Source organism: Nitrosomonas sp. (assembly GCF_019752095.1).
GTDB lineage: Bacteria > Pseudomonadota > Gammaproteobacteria > Burkholderiales > Nitrosomonadaceae > Nitrosomonas.
In genome coordinates this window covers 20,061-39,734 of sequence record NZ_JAIEMO010000025.1, presented here as the reverse complement: position 1 = coordinate 39,734, position 19,674 = coordinate 20,061, and the positions used below count along the sequence as shown (strand labels likewise).

General features: G+C 43.6%; 15 protein-coding genes. 4 read left to right on the top strand and 11 right to left on the bottom strand.

All coding sequences use genetic code 11. The features are described from left to right. Positions 1-31: 31 nt before the first annotated feature. Positions 32-721: a VIT family protein gene (locus K2Q13_RS07930; protein ID WP_292920524.1), complete on the bottom strand. Its 690-nt coding sequence runs from the start codon at positions 719-721 to the stop codon at positions 32-34. A 187-nt stretch (positions 722-908) separates the two neighbouring features. Between K2Q13_RS07930 and K2Q13_RS07925 the strand changes: the two genes are divergently transcribed. Continuing rightward, a complete protein-coding gene (locus K2Q13_RS07925; protein WP_292920523.1) occupies positions 909-1,637 on the top strand; it encodes a hypothetical protein in 729 nt (242 codons plus the stop codon). A gap of 482 nt (positions 1,638-2,119) precedes the next feature. After that, positions 2,120-3,784 carry a diguanylate cyclase gene (locus K2Q13_RS07920; RefSeq protein ID WP_292920522.1) on the top strand — a complete coding sequence of 555 codons (1,665 nt, stop codon included), beginning with the start codon at positions 2,120-2,122 and terminating at the stop codon, positions 3,782-3,784. A 45-nt stretch (positions 3,785-3,829) separates the two neighbouring features. Here the strand turns inward: K2Q13_RS07920 and K2Q13_RS07915 are convergent, their stop codons facing one another. From K2Q13_RS07915 to K2Q13_RS07890, 6 genes are all read right to left on the bottom strand, one after another. After that, positions 3,830-4,777, bottom strand: coding sequence for an alpha-L-glutamate ligase-like protein (locus tag K2Q13_RS07915; RefSeq protein ID WP_292920521.1), 948 nt, complete (start codon positions 4,775-4,777; stop codon positions 3,830-3,832). Between the two features lie 28 nt (positions 4,778-4,805). Further along, entirely contained in the window at positions 4,806-6,356 is a 1,551-nt protein-coding gene (locus K2Q13_RS07910) for an inactive transglutaminase family protein (protein WP_292920520.1), read from the bottom strand. Then, on the bottom strand, positions 6,356-6,937 hold the full coding sequence (locus K2Q13_RS07905; protein WP_292920519.1) for a RimK/LysX family protein: 582 nt from the start codon (positions 6,935-6,937) through the stop codon (positions 6,356-6,358). The genes K2Q13_RS07910 and K2Q13_RS07905 overlap by 1 nt, the downstream gene beginning before the upstream one ends. A 324-nt stretch (positions 6,938-7,261) precedes the next feature. Beyond that, positions 7,262-7,666, bottom strand: coding sequence for a hypothetical protein (locus K2Q13_RS07900; protein WP_292920518.1), 405 nt, complete (start codon positions 7,664-7,666; stop codon positions 7,262-7,264). A gap of 61 nt (positions 7,667-7,727) precedes the next feature. Further along, positions 7,728-9,494 carry a dihydrolipoyl dehydrogenase gene (lpdA, locus tag K2Q13_RS07895; RefSeq protein ID WP_292920517.1) on the bottom strand — a complete coding sequence of 589 codons (1,767 nt, stop codon included), beginning with the start codon at positions 9,492-9,494 and terminating at the stop codon, positions 7,728-7,730. 22 nt (positions 9,495-9,516) lie between these two features. Continuing rightward, positions 9,517-10,782, bottom strand: a complete 1,266-nt coding sequence (locus K2Q13_RS07890) for a glutamate-5-semialdehyde dehydrogenase (RefSeq protein WP_292920516.1) — start codon at positions 10,780-10,782, stop codon at positions 9,517-9,519. A 250-nt stretch (positions 10,783-11,032) separates the two neighbouring features. Here K2Q13_RS07890 and K2Q13_RS07885 point away from each other — a divergent pair, with 250 nt between their 5' ends. Beyond that, positions 11,033-11,893 (top strand): HDOD domain-containing protein, encoded by an 861-nt coding sequence (locus tag K2Q13_RS07885; protein ID WP_292920515.1) that lies wholly within the window; start codon positions 11,033-11,035, stop codon positions 11,891-11,893. Between the two features lie 202 nt (positions 11,894-12,095). On the opposite strand, the gene K2Q13_RS07880 is transcribed toward K2Q13_RS07885, so the two are convergent. Further along, entirely contained in the window at positions 12,096-14,081 is a 1,986-nt protein-coding gene (locus tag K2Q13_RS07880; RefSeq protein WP_292920514.1) for a multicopper oxidase domain-containing protein, read from the bottom strand. A 700-nt stretch (positions 14,082-14,781) separates the two neighbouring features. Here K2Q13_RS07880 and K2Q13_RS07875 point away from each other — a divergent pair. Then, positions 14,782-15,312: an FxDxF family PEP-CTERM protein gene (locus K2Q13_RS07875; RefSeq protein ID WP_292920513.1), complete on the top strand. Its 531-nt coding sequence runs from the start codon at positions 14,782-14,784 to the stop codon at positions 15,310-15,312. 149 nt (positions 15,313-15,461) lie between these two features. On the opposite strand, the gene K2Q13_RS07870 is transcribed toward K2Q13_RS07875, so the two are convergent. The 3 genes from K2Q13_RS07870 to glk all read right to left on the bottom strand — a co-directional run bounded on the left by K2Q13_RS07870 (position 15,462) and on the right by glk (position 19,536). Then, positions 15,462-15,842, bottom strand: a complete 381-nt coding sequence (locus tag K2Q13_RS07870; protein WP_292920512.1) for a VOC family protein — start codon at positions 15,840-15,842, stop codon at positions 15,462-15,464. 60 nt (positions 15,843-15,902) lie between these two features. Next, positions 15,903-18,455 (bottom strand): alpha-glucan family phosphorylase, encoded by a 2,553-nt coding sequence (gene glgP / locus K2Q13_RS07865; RefSeq protein ID WP_292920511.1) that lies wholly within the window; start codon positions 18,453-18,455, stop codon positions 15,903-15,905. Positions 18,456-18,543: 88 nt separating this feature from the next. After that, positions 18,544-19,536: a glucokinase gene (gene glk / locus K2Q13_RS07860; protein ID WP_292920510.1), complete on the bottom strand. Its 993-nt coding sequence runs from the start codon at positions 19,534-19,536 to the stop codon at positions 18,544-18,546. Between the last annotated feature and the right edge of the window lie 138 nt (positions 19,537-19,674).

Genomic DNA, 19,674 nt, shown 5'->3' with positions numbered 1-19,674 from the left:
CAATGATTTATTATTACCTGGTAGCAATAAATCATACAGTTACATCAAATAATCTACCGACTGCCGCCGTCAGGCTCATTGCAAGTGTGCCCCAGAATGTAACTCTGATTGCGCCGATAGACATGACTGCACCGCCCGCGCGTGCAGCCATAGCGCCTAAGGTTGCCAGAAATACCAGTGATGATACTGCAACTGCGAGTATAAGTTGAGAACCTGCCATATTCCATGCCACCAATAATGGCAGCGCAGCGCCAATAGTGAATGTGCTCGCTGAGAACAATGCGGCTTGAATGGGACGAGCTCTAGCATTTTCAGCTAAGCCTAATTCATCTCTTGCATGTGCTCCTAATGCATCATATGCCATTAGCTGCTCTGCTACTTGCCGGGCTAAATTTGAATCCAATCCTCTTTTTTCATAAATATTGGCAAGTTCCTTCAGCTCAAATTCAAAGTCATTTTTTAGTGAGTCCTTTTCGATTTCAAGATCTGCTTTTTCTGTATCTGATTGAGAGCTGACCGATACGTATTCACCTGCAGCCATAGACATGGCACCTGCAACCAATCCGGCAGCGCCAGCAATAAGAATATCAGCATGCATTGCCCGGGCCGATGCTACGCCGATAATAAGGCTCGCTGTTGAAACAATACCATCATTGGCGCCGAGAACAGCAGCACGTAACCATCCAGTACGGTGTGATCGATGTGTCTTGTAACGACTCATAGCTTTCTCCGAGGTGGTTGTTTAGTGATGGACTCTTGCTCCATTCAGTATTTATTTAACTTTAATCGTGTAGATTAGCATCAATAGGAAAAATTTATATCGACTCACTGCCGAAAGGCATATTGAAATCTCGTTTAAAGGTATATTTGTAATGCAAACTCAACTTAAACACAAGGGCATAAAAATTATGGCTAAATCACTCAAGTATTCTGGCATCACTGTGATGTCTCTATTGCTTATGCTGATTTATTCTTCTAAATGGGCTATTGCTGGACCGCTACTTCTTTCGACGGAAGGTTACGCCTCTGGTCAATTAAGCAGGGTAAGCCGCGATATTAATGTAACCAGAGCTTATGTCGGTGAAATATCGCTAGGCCATGAGAGTATGACTTTTATCAGTCTTGGAAATCAGCCGCCTAATCTGGTTTCTAATCCATGGCAGTTTTGTTTTGAGAAAGATCGCTACGAAGAGCTTGAAAATCTCATTGGTAGTGATGTCGTGCTGGAATTTAAAACACCCAAGAATAATTCATTACTTTCTTGCTCATCTGTAAACGAATTAGTGGAAGTTTATCCGGTTATTCAGAATCAACCATTGGAACAGAAACATCTTATTGGCAGTATTTATACTATGGATCGGGAAATAGCTCATGGTGTTGAGTTCGGGAGGATCACAAATTTGATTAAAAACAGGAGTGCGAATAGAAACTATTTTATGACCATACAGGTTGGTACTGGCGGCAGCAAGTTTCGCCATTTCTTCATCGATGATCATGATTTGTATGATTTTGCAGTCACAGCCTTAAAAAATGCGGCCATCGTCAAAGTGCATTATAGTGACCGGCTTGCTTTTTTCACTACTTTTTATGGATTTGGGTCTCGATCCATTGTTTCAGAAATCGAAGTTGTTGATTAGATTTCAAGTTAACGTACAACACTTTGTTTTAAAGGGAAGTCTATATGGTCTGCTATAATGCTGGCAGCATGAGTCATATTGCATAGCTTGATTAAAATTCCAGTCTTCAGGAGATCTTTGTTTTTCTGCTTTTAGTCAATGAGTTACTTTATATTGGCAATAGATTTTTATCTTTCGATAGAGTCAATTCGTTCGTAATTTTATTTATTGAGTTTACAATCTTGTATATGATGATAAGTAAGTTTAGAAGTAATTTGATTTAGTAATTGATTTTTATATGTTAGATTCAAAAATTAAATTCTTATTATTTAAAATAAAGTGAGTGAATGGGAGTACGGATTTAATCTCTTGCAGAATTAATCGCTTGCTCCTTGGAACAGGGTGTTTTATTGGAATCTACTTTGAAAACAACAAGCAGGATTGAGAAGTTCCCTTCAATGTAACTGATAGCTGAAATCTCACATCATTAGGTAGATAAAACTATGAACATGACAGAACACAAAGAATTTCGGGAAAGGATGCGCTTGTTATTGGCACTATTTGCGCACGAGCTTCCAGATAGAATGGATGAAATTGAAGCTCTCTGGGCCAAGCTACAAATTGAATGGGATGTCAAAGTGCTTCAAGAGCTGCATCGTTCTGTGCATAATTTAGTCAGCAATGGAAAAACATTTGGTTATCCCGAACTGAGTATAGAGGCGCGAGCATTGGAACAGGTTCTTAAGAACCTGATGCAGAAAGATATATCAGCCGATGCATTGCAAACATCCCGGATTCTGCAGCAGATTCTTGAATTGAAGAAAATTTCGATTGAAAAAGAATCCATACTAACTATCGAGGTTATTTCAAAAGCTACTGATGAGTCTGCGCTTCTTCCAAATATTCCCGCATCTAATCTAATTTTTGTGGTGGAAGATGATTACGAGGCAGCGCAAGAACTCGCTTTGCAGTTACGTTATTATGGCTATGAAGTTGAGGTTTACAATCATCTCGATAAATTCCGTGTCGCTGTTGAGCAGTGTCCCCATGCGATTATCCTAATGGATATTGAGTTTCCTGAGGATGAAATGGGCGGAATTCAAATCATGGAACAAATTCAGAAAGGGCAGGCACGGCCACTTCGAGTGATATTTATTTCAGCGCATGACGATATGGCGTATCGGCTAGGTGCAGTACGAGCCGGCAGTGTCGCGTATTTTACAAAACCCATTAACTCTAATGAATTAATTGATCAACTGGACTTAATCACAGCATCGCAAATTCAGGAGCCGTTTCGTGTATTGATTGTGGATGATAGTCCAACGCTGCTTGCTTATCATGCAGCCATATTAGAGCAGGCAGAAATGCATGTAAGAACGGTTTCCGAGCCAATGCAACTATTAGATAAATTGAATGATTTTAATCCTGATCTCATTTTGATGGATCTGTACATGCCGGGATGTAATGGTGTGGAGTTGGCGAAAATTATCCGGCAGATAGATGGTTTTTTGAGTACACCTATCGTCTATCTTTCTTCTGAGAATGATTTCAATACGCAACCGGAAGCTATGACCCTGAGCGGTGATGACTTTCTGGTTAAGCCCATCGATCCGATCTATTTGATTTCAGCGGTAACAACACGTGTGACTCGAGCACGATTCTTACGATCTTTAATGATTCATGATGGATTGACCGGCTTACTCAACCATACTGCCATCAAAGAAGAGCTGGCGCGTGAAGTAATACGCTCCAGCCGATTGAATACTTCATTATCATTTGCTATGGTGGATATTGATTTTTTTAAGAATATCAATGATACCTATGGGCATGCTGCAGGTGATCGCGTTATTAAAAGCTTAGCGCGGTTGCTCAAGCAACGCTTAAGAGAAACAGATATTGTCGGCCGGTATGGTGGCGAAGAATTTGCAATTATTATGAATGATACAGATGCAACTTCGGCAGCGAAAGTGATTGACGAGATACGTAATGTTTTCTCGCGGCTATTACATTTGAGTCACGATGAGGAATTTTTTGTGAATTTTAGCTGCGGTATAGCAGATCTTGCACATTTTCCCGATGCTGCAAGCTTGAGTGAAGCAGCTGATGCTGCACTTTATCAAGCAAAACAAAGAGGTCGGAACAAAGTGATTATTAATAAAAATGATTAAAATACTTACTGGCGATAAGTCTGATTTTGCAAAATAGTTTCAAGGTCAAGGGTCATCACTACGTGTGCGGAGCTGACGAAGCGATGGAATATCTGCATCGGCAGCGAAATGAGTCTTGCTGAAAGCGGCGCGTAGTTTCGGATTGGGATCAATAGTTTTAAGGGCCTCGATTGCGGCAACACGTGGCGCTAGGCCAGAAAAGTTAGCCACTTGGATGGCTAGCCCAGGACGTGCGTTAAGTTCAATAATCATGGGACCCTTATCTCTGTCCAATACCAGATCAGCACCTAAATACCCCAAGCCGGTCATTTCATAACAAGCAGCGGCAAGTTGCAGCAGTTTATCCCAATGAGGAACCGTTAGTTCTGAAAATGTCTTGCGTGTATCGGGGTGGTGCGAAATAGATTTGCCGTATTGCACTGCATGCAACGCTTTGCCTGATCCTATATCGATCCCGACACCCACTGCACCTTGATGTAAATTGGCTTTTCCATCCGAAACATGCGTCGTCAGTCGTAGCATTGCCATGATAGGGTAGCCTCGAAAAACAATAATACGTATATCCGGAATACCTTCGTAACTATAGTCTGAAAAAACTGGATCCAATTGTATCAGCGATTCAATCATGACAGTATCCGGTTTGCCGCCCAGACTATGTAAACCGCTTAGAATATTTGATACGTGTCTTTCAATTTCCACCAGCTGGATGGAATCACCACTGGGTTTGAAGTAAAGACTATGATCATGTTCAGTAATAACCAGAATGCCTTTGCCCCCACTTCCTTTGACTGGTTTGATTACAAATTGATCATGTGGGTGGAGTATTTCTTTCAATAACTTGACATCATGCTGATATTGCACGGTGCCGAGTAACTTCGGCACCGTAATGCCGGCTTTTTGCGCTAACAGTTTAGTCTTGAGCTTGTCATCAACAAGGGGATACAAATGGCGCGGGTTATAACGAGAGATCAAGCCAAAATTTCTTTGATTCATCCCGATGATGCCTAAACTTCTGAGTTTCCTAGCGCTTGCCAGAAACATTGCGTCTTTCCAGTGAATGAAAACGATACAGCTCGGATAAACGGTAACCGGTATATTGTCCCAGCACCAGGATGAGGGCCAGATTAACCAGCATCAATTCGGGAAAATTAAAAGTCAGGTACTCAACGGTTTGGTTGGTCATAAATAAATAGGCAATCACCGCCGTCAACAGACTGCCGCCTCCCTGGATAAATACTTCTCGGGGACCATCTTCTTCCCATAGCACCGACATACGTTCAATGGTCCAAGATAGAATAATCATTGGAAAGAAAGTGACCGTCATGGCCTGATCGAGCCCAAGTTTGTTGCTGATAATGCTGATACTTGCGATGATCGCGATCACTACAATAATCACGGCCGAAATGCGCGCTACAAACAGGAGATTTAGACGCGATAAGTATGATCGGATCAGTAATCCTATCCCGACAACTGTTAAGAAAATGATAATGCCGGTCAGCAAAGTTGTTTGTATTAATGCTAATGCAATCAGAATGGGCATAAAAGTTCCGGAAGTCCTTATGCCTATCAGTAAACGCATGATAACAACTATTAAGGCGCCAATAGGTAGCAATAAAATCATTTTGAATGCATTCTGCTGCTCAATGGGTAGACTGTAGATAGAGAAATCCACCAAGCCAGCTTGTTTGTTCATGCCATCGCTTACCACTAGATTGCGGGTCGAATGAACGTTCTTAATGATAGCGAATGATATTTGTGAGTTCTTGCCGCCCACTACATCGAGCAAAGATTGATCGCCACGCTGCCAGATCAGAAAATTCTCCGGTTTTCCATGCACGCCGGTATTCTGATTGAACAAGAGCCATTGCCCGCCAATATAAACCTCCACAAAATTGATGAGTGATTGTCTGCGACGGCCATCTTCTAGGTACAGCCCGCGGACAATACGTGCGCTGATTCCTTCCATTGCCAACAGATTGATAATTAGATGAGTTTTATAATCTTCACTAGATTTTTCATTTAGTAACAGGCTCTGATTCTGACTAGGTGCCTTGGAGTTTAATGTGGTGATCAATTCACGAGTAAAAATTTCAGTGTTGGCAGATCTGCTATGCACCTGTTCCAACAGAGTAATTGCTGCCGTCTTGATAACTTCATCAAATTCAGGTTTCTCAGGTTCTGCGGGAAGGTCATCTGTTAATTGAGTAGAAACAATTTGCTCGGTCTCATATAGACTAAGTCGGTAATAAGCTGTTTGCGGGCCATTTGCGGTTCTTTTGCTCCACTCAGCACGACGCCCTGTTGGTGAAGTAACTTCACTAAACCCGTAATCAGGGGAAGCGAAGTCTTCTTTCATAAAAACAATATCTGGAGTCCTCGGGGGTAATGCAAAAGATACGATTACAGGATCGCCGCGCGCGGCAAAATCTATTCGAGCTTCAATAGTCCAGACTGCTTTCTTGTCGTCTGGTAATAAGGGAAATCCTAAAGCAAAGTGCTTGTACAAAATCAGACCAATTCCAAATCCCATGATTAGGATAACGAGAATATAGAGCCTTAGTTTTGCATGCATTATTTAATCTCGCTCGCTGTATCTGAGTTTTCGGTTTTGGGTGTTGCAACATTTCTCCTGCTGACATCGACAATAGCCAGATCTTGCAGTAAATTGCGCCCGATCAGTATTTGGTGTTTGAAGCGACTGCGATCTTCCAGTGTAAAATTGATTTGCTCATCAATATCGGCGAGTACAACACGAATTTTGACCACCGGGCGACGATGTGATTCCCTGCCGCCACGTCCCTTAATACGTACGTGCCGCCGTAATCGCCGGGTCAGTTCCAGTTTATCTCCGGTGAACGGATGAATTAAGTTGAATTTTACGAATGGCTTCCCATCTCTTTCAAACTCAACAATATCGAGCGCATTCAACGATGAAGTTTGTGCTCCGGTATCGATTCGTGCGCTAAATTCCATGCCAGGAGGATCGAGAAAAACATTCTCTATGCCACCCAATAATGTTTTAGTTCTAGTCTCAGTTATATCCGATAGTTTCTTTTTGGTTTCTTCGTCAAGGTTTGAATCGCACGAACAAGTTTTCTTCGCTGAATCCTGTATTGCTTCGGGAAGATTTTCGGAGTCATTTTTTTCTAACATTTTTTTTTGTTCAACCAGCTCAGATAACAAGGAAACTAGCTCTGATTCTCTAGCACTAATCTTGGCTTCACGCTCAACTAGTTGACTTTCGCGCGTGTTACAGGCCGATAAAGTGAATATTGCAAACGTTAACAACAAATAACAGCAACAATTTTTCGTGTAAGGCCGGTGAACAATTCTCATAACTTTCTTAGTTTTAATTATCTAAACGATGGCATTATAGCTGCACGGATAATATCAGTTAATCTGTCCATTTATTGGACGCAGCTTGAAATATCCTTGCTTTGCAAAACTCAATAAGCTTTACGGGATCATATGTTATTGCTATGGATTGTTTAACTGAATGGGTAGGGTTTGATTTTTATAAATACAAGCATATCGATGAATTTCCAGACAATGCGACGTAACGGTGAACTGATATTTACCAGGAGTTTCTTTTTGGGTATCGAATTTAAATTCAAAATGGCCTTCTTGATTGCTAGGATAGGATTGATCCGCCACTAGCAATCCATCAAAACGAGTTAGCTTGAAATGAAGTAAAACATCAGGCGCGGGTTGGGTATTGTATTCCACCCATCCACTTAGAATAATGGTGTCGCCAACAGCATAGTGTGTTTTAGGGTCGATTAAGATAGGTTGCGAAATATGTGTCGCAAATGAATTTTTTACTCCACTACATACACAGAGGAGGATCAATGAAATGAGATAAATTTTTTTAGGAGCCATCATAGAAATTGGAGTAGTTGTGAATATTGCTTATTAACATTAATTTATTGATTTATCGATGAAACTATTTCTTAGGTATGAAAAGATCGGTAATGGTTCCTTCTGCCATTTCGGCTGCGAATAAAACTGTTTCCGAGAGCGTGGGATGGGGATGGATTGTCAAACCAATATCCTGCATGTCTGCTCCCATTTCTAATGCTAGTACGGTTTCAGCGATCAGTTCACCGGCATTGACGCCTGTAATACCGGCTCCCAGAATACGTCGTGTGCTTTTGTCCAGGAGTAGTTGCGTTAATCCTTCTTCACGTGCCATTGAGATTGCTCTGCCACTAGCCGCCCAAGGGAAGCTAGTTTTTTCGTAATCAATTTCCTGCTGAATAACTTCTTTCTCGGTCAAGCCCATCCAGGCGATCTCGGGATCGGTATATGCCACTGAAGGAATGGTGCGGGCCTCAAAAACTGCTTTGTGCCCGGCGATTATCTCGGCGGCTAGTTTGCCTTCATAGGTTGCTTTATGGGCTAGCATTGGTTCGCTAGCGGTATCTCCGATTGCAAAGATATGCGGAAGATTAGTACGCATCTGCTGATCCACAGGAATGAAACCGCGCTCGTTGATTTGAATGCCAATTTCCTCGGCACCGATGGCGCGTCCGTTAGGGCGGCGCCCAACCGCCATCAGAATGCGATCATAGATTTGCGGTTTCGGCGCATTCTCGCCTTCAAAGGTCACAATGAGTCCGTTCTCTCTAGCTTCAATCCGGGTTACTTTGGTTTTAAGATAAATCGCTTCATAGCGTTTCTTAATGCGGCGGTACAATGGCTTTACCAGGTCAGCATCAGCGCCCGGAATCAATTGATCCATCCATTCCACAACACTGATTTTGCTTCCTAGTGCGTCATAGACGGTTGCCATTTCCAAACCGATAATGCCACCTCCTATAACCAACATACGTTGAGGTATATCGCTCAATTTAAGAGCGCCGGTAGAATCCATCAATCGTGGATCGTCATACGGAAAATCGGGAATACGGGCCACGCTAGAGCCGACCGCAATTATGCAGTTGTCAAATGATACCGTTTTTTCGCCTTCGCTTGTTTCAACTTTTATTAGATGTGGCGTGGCAAATTTTCCGGCACCATGAATGATTGTAACTTTTCGTTGTTTAGCGAGTACTTTCAGGCCTTTGGTCAGTTTGCTGATGACTGACTCCTTCCAGGTGCGCAGCTTGTTAATATCTACTTGAGATTTGCCAAATACGATTCCTTGCGCTCGCACATCTTCCGCTTCAGTAATTACCTTGGCAATATGTAGCAAAGCCTTGGATGGAATGCAGCCTACATTCAAACACACGCCACCGAGCGTCGGATAACGCTCGATTAGGACCACTTTTTTCCCTAGATCAGCTGCGCGGAAAGCCGCGGTATATCCTCCGGGGCCGGCACCAATAACCACCACTTCCGCATGAATATCGCCTTGTGACAGGGATTTCGTTGATGTTGTCGCAGGGATCGAAGCAGCAACTGATACCACCGGTATTTCTTGGCTGTCTCTGGCTTCTCTTTCAAGACTCCCTGCGCCCGTGGATTGTTCAGCTATTGTCAAAGTCAGGATAACCGAGCCTTCAGATACTTTATCGCCGACTTTAACTGTGATTTCCTTAATCACTCCGGCGTGTGGAGAAGGTACTTCCAGCGAAGCTTTATCAGTTTCCAGCGTAATAAGCGAGGTTTCTTTTTCAACTGATGTTCCGGGTGCAACAAGCACTTCGATAACTGGAACATCCTTAAAATCACCGATATCGGGAATCTTTACTTCAACAACTTGCGCCATAACACCTTTTTTATTGATGAATTTATTGTCTTATCTGGCCGTCACCCAGCACGATATATTTTTGACTGGTCAATCCTTCTAGTCCAACTGGGCCGCGAGCATGGATTTTGTCGGTAGAAATGCCAATTTCTGCACCCAGACCGTATTCAAATCCATCTGCGAAACGCGGAGTGGTATTGACCATCACTGAGCTGGAGTCGACTTCACGTAGAAAGCGGCGCGCACGGGCATAGTTTTCGGTAACAATCGCATCGGTATGTTGCGAGCCGTATTTCGTGATGTGGTCAATCGCCTGATCCAATCCATCGACAATGCGGATGCTCAATATGGGTGCCAGGTATTCTTCATACCAATCTTGCTCAGTAGCCGCTTTCATATGTGGGATGATGCTACAAGCCGTTTCATCGCCTCGTAACTCGACGCCTTTATCTAAATAGATTTTGCTCAGCACTGGCAATATCCTTGGTGCAATTGCTTCGTGGATCAGCAGCGTTTCCATCGTGTTGCAGGTGCCGTATCGTTGGGTTTTTGCGTTATCCACTATCCGTACCGCTTTATCAAAGTCTGCTTCATTGTCAATGTAAACATGACAAACACCATCCAAGTGTTTAATCACTGGAATGCGTGCATCTTTTGTAATACGCTCGATCAAACCTTTACCACCACGAGGTACGATCACGTCAACAAAATCTTTCATCGCGATTAGTTCACCAACTGCCGCGCGATCGATGGTTTCAATCACTTGTACCGCCGTTTCCGGTAATCCGGCCAAGCGCAATCCTTCTTTTACGCACGCAGCAATTGCCTGATTACTATTAATGGCTTCCGAGCCGCCACGCAAAATAGCTGCATTACCCGATTTCAAACACAAACCCGCAGCGTCAGCTGTCACATTCGGGCGTGCTTCATAAATAATTCCGATGACACCAAGAGGCACACGCATTTTTCCTACCTGGATGCCGGATGGACGGTAATTCAATTCACTGATTTCTCCCACCGGATCAGCCAATGCAGCAATCTGCATCAAACCTTCCGCCATCGTTGCCACGCTTTTAGCCGACAAAGCTAACCGGTCGATCATTGAGGCATCCAGGCCTTTCGCGCGCGCATTTTCCAGATCTTTAGCATTGGCCGCCAATAGAGATGATTCATCGCGTCGGATTGCATTGGCCATCGCGGTTAATGCTTGGTTTTTAGCCGCAGTATCGGCTTTCGCAACCAAACGGGAGGCCGCACGCGCCTCTTGGCCGACGAAATGCATATAACTTTTGATGTCTGTGGTGTCCATGGATTGAGTTTTAACCGATATTTAAATTTGTAATATTTAGGATTATATACAAGATAAGGGTTTCATTATAAGCTGCCACAGGCGCTGCCGGTTACAAAACTATTCTTTATTTCAGTTGTTACAACAGAGTGCGCTAGAAATAGCTTCTATTAGCTGCTCTTTTTGTTAATTTATTTTTAACATCTTGGCGTAACCTACAGGATAGTGAAAATAAATCACGCAGTGCCCGGTACAGTGAAAAGAGGTATTTATGGAAAAAAGCGCAATATTAGGTGTATTGGCAGCCGAAGTAGAACAAGGTCGATTGATTTTTCCGACGTCAGCCACTGCGGCGATCAAGATCAAGGAAAAATTAGAAGATCCCGATTGTAGTATCGATTCTATAGTACGGTTGATTCAAGCCGAACCGTTGCTATCGACAAAGGTGGTTGCAATCGCCAACTCAGTTGTGTTTAACCGCTCAGGCAGAAAAATCACCGATGTGCGCTCAGCGGTTACGCTGATTGGCATGCGAACGGTGCGAAATTTAGCAACAGCTGTGGTGGTGCAGCAACTAGTAGCATCGTTAGCTAAAAGTGAGCAAGTTACCCAATTATGGAAACATTCCGCTTATGTAGCTGCACTAGCCCAAGTGATCGCACGTCGAGTCACGCGGCAAGATCCGGAAACAGCCATGTTTGCCGGAATGATCCATGAAATTAGCTGGTTTTACCTATTAGCTCGAGAAAAATATTATCCGGGATTAATCGATGAAAGCATGGCGAGTTCATGGAACAGTGACGAAGAGCTGGAAGACGAGAATGAGCTCAATTGTGAAATTATCATCGGCACTGCCATCTTAAAAGCACTTTCAGTACCAGAATTGGTATTGGAAAATATAACTTATCTGTGGCAAGGGTATTTAGCATTTCCACCAAGCTCACTTGGCGATACACTGCTAATTGCCAATCAACTGGCTCCCGTCAAATCGCCTTTTGCTTTACCCTCTGATCAAAAAAGGTATGATGCTTGCGCCAACGTTGATTTTTTAACCGATGATGTAACACTAAGCAATATTTTAAAAGATTCAGAAGATGAAGTAAGGCTGTTAACCGAGGCTTTATGCTCGTAATCGATTTTCGTTACACATCCGTCTTTTTTCGCCTTATCAATTTGTTTTGCGCCTCACGGGGTAGTTGGCTTGAATTTTTATCTTTTTATTCTCTCACATCTTTATTTCTTGAAAGAATAAGGTAATTCACTTGATTTCCTAGACCCAAAAAAGCCACAGCAAAGCTGCGGCTTTCATTTATCTACTCTATTAACGTTGTTATCTATGGCGCTACGGTTTTAATCGGGAGCATCATTTCGTTGTCCTCATGCGAGAGAATATGACAGTGCCACACAAAAAGTCCAGGAAGGTCAAATTTGACCCTGAGGCGGGTAATACCTGGATTTGCATCTCCGTCACCAGGATAGGCGATAACGGTGTCCTTGAATCCGGTTTCCCAAGGCTCTGGGCCTGTTACTTTTCCCATTTGATCGATGCGCTCAATGACCTCGAACTGTATTTGATGCAGGTGGATAGGATGGGCATCTTCTGTGTAGTTGTAGAGCACCCACTCTTCGGTTTGACCCACGGTAGGGGTATTGCTTATTGGTCCCATCCAGGACTGTGGTACCGGAACGCCGTTTTCCATGGTTCCTAATTCCGCTTTTACCGGCCCAAACCTATCTGCCCCCGGCGCGTTTGCTGGCACTGCGACAAGTTTGCCTTGATTGTTCAATATGGGATCACCTTCGCTATCAACGGGAATGAATACGGTCTGCGATACCAATTCGTTGATCGACAGATGACGGATAACCGGATTGCCAGAAATGGGAGTGATCGCAGGCAACTGTATATTTTTTGGTCGAATACTGTCATCAGAACCGCTATTCGCCACAACACGAAATTGCATTACCTGACCCGTAGTGTCAGGATCTGCTATATCGAAATCATTGTCTGGCTCTCCGCCTCCAAAAGGTTCGTCTGGGCCAATATTCTGCAGAGTAATCTTTGTGCCCGCTGGAATTTTAGCGAAATTGATAATAATGTCGAATCGTTCGGCCGGTGCGATGAGCAGCGTCTTAAGCTTAACCGGCGCTGACAAGAAACCGCCGTCATTACCGATTACCCAAAACTTATGATTATTGCTCATCTTTAGGATTAAGAAGCGGGAATCTGAAGCATTCAATACACGGAAACGATAGCGTCGTTTTTCCACTTCGAGATAAGGCCAGGTGCTGCCATTGACTACCATGGTATTGCCAAAGAATTCCGGATTGAAGATAGGCGATACATCGCTTTGTTCGCCATCAATTGTCAGCTCCGGAATAAATGGTATCTTCAATTTATTTTGTTTTAGTCCTTCAAAAAAGGCGCGGTTGTCTGGATAGAACAGCGACCCATTCTTGTTAAATGATTTATCCTGGATGATCAAGGGGATTTCGTAAGCGCCGGAAGGAAGGCCAGAGGTTAAATCGTCGCTTCCGCCGCGAATCAAGTAGAAACCAGTCGGTCCGGCATACACGTTAGTGCGGGTCATACCCAGAGAGTGGTCATGGTACCAGAGAGCTGCAGCCCGCTGATCGTTAGGGTATTGATAAACGGCGGTACCTGGTTCCCATGTTTGTCCGTAGGCTGCTTCTGCTTCACCTTTGAATTGTTCATACTTGGTGCCAAATCTGGCGTAGCTAGCCGGAATATTGGTGGCATTCGGCAGAAACCAGGCTTCAGGATAACCATCACTGTCCTGGGTTACGTGCGCACCATGAAGGTGCGGCACCATCGGCACGGGCCCTGTGTAAGGGGTGGGATCATCGCCGTGCATATCTGCCATAAGCGGATTAGCCCAGTGCAGGGTTTGATCAATCGGCAAGAGGTGTGGCAGATATTTTCCGTTTGGCTTTTTCAGATCATTTATCCATTTGACCCGGACCGGTTTATTTTGGACTGCTTCAATGGTGTAGGCTGGATAGCTGAAACTGCTATCATCACTGATCGAACCATAACCCCAGACGGTAGTATTTAAACCCGGTACCACTTCTTGTTGAAACTGCCGCACAGCGATCTCATAATAATCTCCAGAAAAATTATTTGGGTTTGTTGATTTCGGCATTGCAGGTAGGATTTTGAGTGGCTTGATATATTTCGGAATCGTCGTTGGATCAAGTGACCCCCCCGGTAATGCTCCATGCACTGAAACCTGTAATCCTATGCAAAGAAATGCTGCAACAATTAAGTTGCAATACATCTTTCTTGACTGATTTCCCTTCATTTTTCCCCCTCTTGATTTTGTGTAATGACCATAACCTTCATGACGTACAACCTTCACTTGATCTTGGTCAGATTAATTTTTACAACGACAGTCGGTGATTATTCACTTTCAATAACTGCCACTTAAATAGTATTAATAAACAGATATATAAGTAAGAGACATCTGAACTTTTTTTCTAGTCTGCTTGTCCTGGTTTTGTCCCAAAAAGTAATGAGAGAAATTTGATTCTTTGTGCGAGCAAGTCAGTGTAAATTCTCGTGGATTTGCCGGAGATTTTTTGTGGAGGAATTTCTATTTGCAGATATTATTTGTACATTTCAAGCTGTCATGATTAAAAATTGCGTCATAGCCAAAATTACGAACTGCGGCCTTTTGGATGCAGTACGGAAAGATCGGTCTGAATGATGCCTTTTGCCGAGGTTTCAAATTCGTTATTGCGGACCAAAATTGACCAGTAAACCCTGCTTGTCCTGATTGAGAAATATCGTATATCTAATTAATTAGATTAAACTAAATATTTATAATCAGTATGAATGTACTATGCTGTGCTATCCGGGCGTAGTATAAAATAAGTAGTAATTTCCTATAGATACAGTTAAATATTAAACCTAGAATGTCACCTGTGTTGCATTAAAACCTCAGTAGGTCCAAGACGGTTGGTTTTTTAATATTTTCTTTATTTACTCTATTGGAGATTCAAATGAGAAACAGTTTTAAACTGAAACTATTAGCAGCTGCAATTCTGATGGCAAGTGGTGTTTCTAACGCTGCACCGACTGTTATGGGCAACTGGGGTATTCACGATGATCCTGTTGAGCATGCAAGTGTATTGCTAGGATCAGGTGCCGGCTCGTTTGATCACATATTTACATTTAACTTGCCCAATAGAAACGATGTGGTGTCTATCGCGGTCACCAATGATTTCGGAAAGTTTAATATTAATGGCGCTGCATTGCAGTTGTGGAAAGAAACCAGTGTTGATGGTAACTACACGAATGACACCTCCGTGGGGTCGTTTGCATTTGATTCTTCATCGGTAGGCATGGATTTTGGCAAACTGGGGCCTGGTAATTACTATTATGAAGTTACAGGCGCTGTTTTAGGCTCGAAAGGTGGTTCTTATACACTGGATTCCTACATTTCCCCAGTACCCGAACCGGAAACCTATGCAATGTTACTCGCTGGATTAGGGATGATTGGCTTTTCATTACGACGCCGTCGTGCAGTATAAAACATTATAATTATAATTATAATTAGTTGCTAATTCATCATTTTAAGCCGCAGGGGAAATTTTCCCTGTGGCTTTTTTACGATCCAAATCAGTGTTGAAAACGAATACTATGACCAATGCCGTTAGTTATTTCAGATTCAAAAATAAAACTATTTCATGGAGTGCAAGCCGATCATATTGCCCTCAGTGTCCTGGATCAAAGCAATGAAGCCATATTGGCCAATGGGCATTCTCTCGCGTACGATGTGTCCACCTGCAGTGGCTGCGCGATCAGCTTCAATAGCACAATCAGCGCAGGTAAAATAGACGAGTACGCCATTCCCTCCGCCGGGACCGTCTTCCATTTTGACCAGTGCTCCAGACGCTCCAAACTGATCACTTTTCATTGGAAAGCTCCACAATTCTATTTCCATTTCTACAGGACTGTTTAACCGTTCCAGCTGAACTTGAAAAACCGATTCGTAAAAGCGCTTGGCCCGATCCATATCCTGTACGTAAATTTCGAACCAGCCGACAGGGTTATTGTTCATCCTAATTTCTCCTGTAGAAAAAAAGTAAAGATTCGCGATAATTACACCTAAAAAATTTCCTTACAGCCATACCATCAAGCCCATTTCCAAAGGATGGGAAAGCAATGAATGGTAAGGGTAAGCACGGATGAAATACTCCTGTTTGCCGCATAATTCAGGAATCAGTTTAAGTTCGAATAAATGCTCGTGCGAATCCTGAGTGCCGGTGGATTCAAACTTGAAGTGTTGGAAATTACATAGCTTGGTCGTTTTAAACTGGCGACAGATCAGCAGCTCGATGACGACGTCTTCCGGGGACAGGCCATTCAGATTTGCGGCCACTTTGAAATTCACTGCTTCATTAAAATGAATCCGCTCACAAGGCGTATCCAACCGGCGTATCGTAACGCCGCGCCATGCCTGTTTTATTTTGGTTTTCCACGTAGCAATATTCTTTGCGTCAGTAAAATCGTTTGCTGCATATAACATGCCTTTGCTGCTGGCCGGACGATAGAATTTTGTCACATATTCATCGACCATGCGGGTTGCGTTGTAGCGCGGCAATAGGGACATCATCGAAAGCTTGGCCATTCTTACCCACTCCGGCGAGTAGCCAAGCTTGCCATAGTTGTAATACAGTGGAACCACTTGATCTTGAAGGATTTCATAGAGTGCCCGGCTTTCTTCTTGGTCACGTAATGCTGCATCCATATTTTCAAGCCCTGGTTTGATCGCCCAGCCATTTCTCCCATCATAGCCTTCTCCCCACCAGCCATCCAGTACACTCAGGTTAATTGCGCCATTGATGCCGGCTTTCATGCCGGAAGTGCCACTTGCTTCCAATGGATAAATCGGGTTGTTAAGCCAGACATCGACCCCGGCGACAAGGCGTCGGCCGAGCCGCAGATCATAACCTTCCACCAATAAAATCCGTCCTTCAAATTCAGGAAAATGTGCAATCTGACTGATGCGCCGTATCAAGTCCTGTCCTGGCACATCGGCTGGGTGTGCCTTGCCGGCGAACAAAAACAGTACGGGGCGCTCTTGATCGAGAATAATTTTCCGTAGCCAATCGAGGTTTTCAAATAATAATGCAGCGCGTTTATAGGTTGCAAAACGACGCGCAAAACCCAATGTCAGAATATTCGGATTGATGGGGTCGACAAATTTTAACAGCCGGTCGAGATGTGCCTCGGAGCCACGATTTCTAGCGTTCTGCTCGCTAATACGGGAGCGAATACCATAAAACATTTGTGATTTTAATGATTGTCGTACACTCCAGAACAAATGATCCGGTATTGCATCAATGCCTGACCAATAATCGGTATCACACATTTTGTTGCGCCATTCATGGCCTAGATAACGATCAAACAGATCGGACCATTCCTGCGCAAGAAAGGTCGGAACATGGACGCCATTGGTAACATAAGAAATCGGATTTTCTTCCGGCTCGATTTGTGGCCATAAATCCCGGCAAATATTCGAGGAAACACTACCGTGTATCTTGCTGACCCCGTTATGAGTACGTGAGCCATGGATTGCCAATGCTGTCATATTAAAATCCGGGCTTCCTGCCACATGTCCGAGTGCCATGAATTCTTCGCGAGTAATATTCAAACTACGATAAAAGTTGTCAAAATAGGTTTGGATGAGATCAGTATTGAAATGATCATGTCCGGCAGGAACTGCGGTATGGGTTGTGAAAACTGTGTTGACTGCCACACTTTCCAAAGCGCTGGCAAAGTCGAGTCCTTGCTGCACAAGCGCGTGAATGCGTTCCAGAATCATAAAAGCAGCGTGACCTTCATTGATATGCCATATCGTAGGTTTGATGCCGAGCGCTTGCAGAGCACGCACGCCGCCCATACCTAGAATAATTTCTTGTTCTATGCGCATGACTTTGTCACCACCATAGAGGTTGTGGGTGATGTAACGATCTTCAGCAGAATTTTCCGGCAAATCGGCATCCAACAGAAACAATGTGACATGACCGATTTTTGCCTGCCATACTTTTACCGTGACCTCACGCTGCGAAAGCGGCACTGTAATTTGCAAACTCGAACCATCCTCGCGCGTTACCGGCGTGACAGGCAGATCATCAAAGTCAGAAACAGTGTAAGCGACTTGCTGATTACCCAAAACATCGATAGTTTGAGAAAAATATCCTTGCCGATACAGTAAGCCAATCGCTACAAATGGAAGATGTAAATCACTGGCTGCTTTGCAATGATCGCCTGCCAAGATGCCCAAGCCCCCTGAATAAATGGGCAAGCTTTCGTGAAAACCAAACTCAAAACAGAAATAGGCAATCTGATCTTGTGGATCTAACTCGTCATTAATCGGCGCTGCAGTAGCATCGTGATAGGAATCATAGGTGGATAGAATACTATTGTAAGAAGCCAGAAAAACACGATCTTCTGTGGCTTTTATGAGTACTGACTCATCCACGCGTTTAAGAAATGCTTTAGGATTATGGCCGACTGCTTCCCATAAATGTGGATCAAGGCGGGAAAACAATGTGCGCGTAGCGCGATCCCAGCTGTACCAAAGATTGTTGGCCAATTCTTCCAGCCGTCTAAGGCGGTTTGGTATTTTAGGATTGACGGTAATGGTGTAAGCGGTGCGCGGAAACATTCATGTTCTCCTTAATTAGAGTTATGTTTGAGTTGATCTGAAAAGTAAGGAAATCAGATTTAAATCTGAAGTAGTCAAACTTTCAATCTTAACTGTTGAGCAAGCGATGTGCCTCCTGTCTCGCGCCCAGCAAGCCGACCTCAGAATTTGTAATGATAGACACCGGAAATTCGTGCATTAATTGAGAAAATCTCCCTTTGTCGTGGAATGCTTGCATGAAGCCACCAAATTCCAGAATACTGAGAATCTTAGGGGCAATGCCGCCAGCTATATATACACCGCCTCGTGTGAGTCCTGTCAATGCCAGATTCCCGGCATAGGCGCCATAAATCTCGGCAAATAAACTGATCGATTTTATCGCGATTGGATGCTGATGCGTAAACGCCAGTGTTGTAATTGTGGCACCACAATCTTCTTCAAGGTCGATAGGCGCAAGATTTGAAACAGTTGTAGAATTCATTTGTAGAAATTTGAAAATATTTGTTAATCCGGACCCCGAGAGTAATCGCTCTACGGATACATGACCAAATTTATTAAGGAGCGTTTCAAGCAGCTCAATTTGTAGTGCGTTGGTCGGAGCAAAATCCATATGACCCGCTTCGGTGGGTATTGCAACATAGCGATCTTCCAGCCAAGTGAGCCAGGCTACACCCATTCCCGTGCCTGCGCCAAGTACCACGCGCATTGACTGTGCCAGTGATTTTCCAGTCTGTAGTGTTGCCATATCGCTCGGTGACAAGCTTTCAATGCCTAAAGCGGCGGCTTCAAAATCATTAATCAGTTTGACAGAAGGAATTGAAAATTCAGCCGAAATGTCGCTGCTACTGATTTGCCAGGGCAAGTTAGTCAGTTGTGCTTGCTGCGTAACAATGGGTCCCGCGACTGCAAAGCATGCTGAAAGTGGACGATTTGTAGCTTGGGTCCGGTTCAGGAAGTCTTGCAAGATTTCAGAGAAGGTCGCAAATTTATGATTGTCGTAACGGTGAGTGAATAACTCGCGCACCATACCATTACTTATTTCTGCTGCTTGCAGAATGGTTTTGGTACCGCCAATATCTCCACAGACTAATTGCTTGTTCAAGGGCTTTTTATTTAGAAATTAATCAAAAATCTTGATTTAAAGCTGATAAGCGACTTTAGGCTTTAGCAAAACCAATGGGTAGTATACATCGATATGTATGTTTCCATTGCCATTCCGCTTAATTGACTTACAATGCGA